Raw genomic sequence first — 1,987 nt, 5'->3', positions numbered from 1 at the left:
GGGTTTCCCTGGGGTGCGGTGGCGCGGCGCGCCGAGGTGGGTGGTGCGGTCCGGTGGTCACCAGGGTCCGACCTCAAGCTTGCTTGAGGTCAAGTGCCGCGGTGTGCGTCCCGAGGGCCAGTGCCACCGCGTACCGCGCGCTGTTGAACGACACCTCGCTGAGCACGCCGGGGGCCGCCACCTGGTCGCCCGCCAGGTAGACGCCGTCGCCGCGGTCCACCCGGGGGCGGTCGCGCCAGCTCGTGCCGGGCGGGTCCACCGCGCCCGTGCGGCCGTTCGCCAGGGCCTCGCGGCGGTACGTGGTCCGCTCGCGCCAGCCCGGGAAGGCGAGGTCGAGCAGGCCCTCGGCCCGGGCGATCCCGATCGCCCGGGACTCGTGCGGTGCGATCGGGACCTGGCCCTGGAGGAGTTGTTCGCCGGACGGGGCGAGGGTGCGGTCCTGGGCCGTGAACCGTTCGATCCAGCCGGGGGCGTCGAGGTCGGACACCGCGAACGCGTCGCCCCTGCGGGTCCGGACGGCCAGGTCGAGCAGGGCCGTGCGGCCGCTCGGCCAGGTCAGGGAGTCGTCCCGCAGCAGCGTGCGGGCCGCGTCGAGGGAGGTGGCGACGATCACCGGGCCGCGACCGGTGGGGAGCGTGTCCACGCGGGCCAGGGTCTCCATCCGTACGCCCAGGTTCCAGGCCCTCGCCGCCATGCGGTCGACGACGCCCGCCCAGCCGCCGCGCGGGTAGTGCGCCTCCGGGGGGAGTTTCGTGGCGCGGCGCAGGCGTTCCTGGACGAAGGCGGCGGAGAGGGTGCCGGGCGCGTGGTGGAAGAGGGCGACGGCGGAGTAGTTGGCCGCGGCTTCGGCGGCCTCGGGGCCCGCGATCGCCGTGGCCCAGGTGGCGAAGTCCTGGTCCACGGGCGCCTGTCGGGGAGCGCGGCGCAGCAGCGCGAGGAGGGACAGGGGCGGGGTGCGGCGCAGGACGCCGCGGTGACGCAGCCGCAGGCGGGTGGCTTCCAGGGGCGGCAGCGGGGCCAGTTCGCCGAGCAGGGCGCGCTGCTTGAGCCAGGTCCAGTGGGGGCCGCCGTTGTAGAGGGCGTGCGGGCCCTCGTTCGTCCGGTACGGGCCCTGCGCGGTGCGGGCCCGGCCGCCGAGGGTGTGGTGCGCTTCGTGGAGGGTGACCTTGGCACCCGCCTCCGCGGCCGTGATGGCGGCGGTGAGGCCCGCGAGGCCGCCGCCGACGATGTCGATGGGGGGTGGTGGTGTGCGGTGCATGGGATGGGCGTTCCTCTCCGGCGGGTGCTCTTCCCGGGCATTTCTTCGGACGCTTCTTGAGGCGTTTCTTCGGGCGCTTCCTGGGGGCGTTTCTCCCGGGTGCTTCTCAGGACCGTTCCGGAGGCCCCGGATGTGACATCGGGGGAGTCGTGGCCGGTGGGAGGCGTTGTCAGTGGGTGGGTGCAGGATGAGGGGATGGCGAGGGCGAGCAGAGCGGTGAAGGCGGGCGCGGGGGTCAAGGGGGCCCGGCGGCCCGAGGTGCGGTTGCCGGAGCTGGAACCGTTCGGGGGCGGGGAGCTGGAGCCGGACGGGGACTACGACGGGCTGCGGTTCACCGAGGTGGACTTCGTCGGGCAGGACGGCGGGGGCGCGCGATTCATGGACTGCGCGCTGACGGGGTGCGCGGTCGACGGGACGAGGCTGCGCCGTGCGCGGGTGCTGGACTCCGTGCTGACCGGGCTGCGGGGGGTGGGGACGGACCTCGGGTCGGCGACCTTCCGGGACGTGGAGGTCGTCGACGCGCGGCTGGGCGGGGTGCAGTTGCACGGGGCCGTGCTGGAGCGGGTGGTCTTCCGCGGGGGGAAGATCGACTACCTGAATCTCCGGGAGGCCCGGTTGCGGGACGTGGTGTTCGAGGGGTGCGTGCTCGTCGAGCCGGACTTCGGGCAGGCGCGGCTGGAGCGGGTGGAGTTCGTCGACTGCGTGCTGAGGGAGGCGGACTTCAGCGGG

At 74.7% G+C, this 1,987-nt stretch carries 2 protein-coding genes; one reads left to right on the top strand and one right to left on the bottom strand.

Features of this window, described 5'->3' with window-relative positions:
• Positions 1 to 73 precede the first annotated feature (73 nt).
• The gene (locus tag FGF04_RS39000; protein WP_149516128.1) at positions 74 to 1,258 is read right to left on the bottom strand and encodes an NAD(P)-binding protein; all 1,185 of its coding nucleotides are present in this window, start codon (positions 1,256 to 1,258) and stop codon (positions 74 to 76) included.
• A 195-nt stretch (positions 1,259 to 1,453) separates the two neighbouring features.
• Between FGF04_RS39000 and FGF04_RS38995 the strand changes: the two genes are divergently transcribed.
• On the top strand, positions 1,454 to 1,987 hold a 534-nt coding region (locus FGF04_RS38995), incomplete at its 3' end, for a pentapeptide repeat-containing protein (protein ID WP_149516127.1).

It is taken from the genome of Streptomyces apricus, assembly GCF_008369065.1.
Taxonomy (GTDB): domain Bacteria; phylum Actinomycetota; class Actinomycetes; order Streptomycetales; family Streptomycetaceae; genus Streptomyces; species Streptomyces apricus.
Note: the sequence above shows the minus strand (reverse complement) of the source record. Positions and strands in the feature narration are given on the sequence as shown.

Excerpts from the sequence above, each read along its gene's own strand:
- FGF04_RS39000 (WP_149516128.1), bottom strand. The coding sequence starts at position 1,258 with ATGCACCGCACACCACCACCCCCCATCGACATCGTCGGCGGCGGCCTC.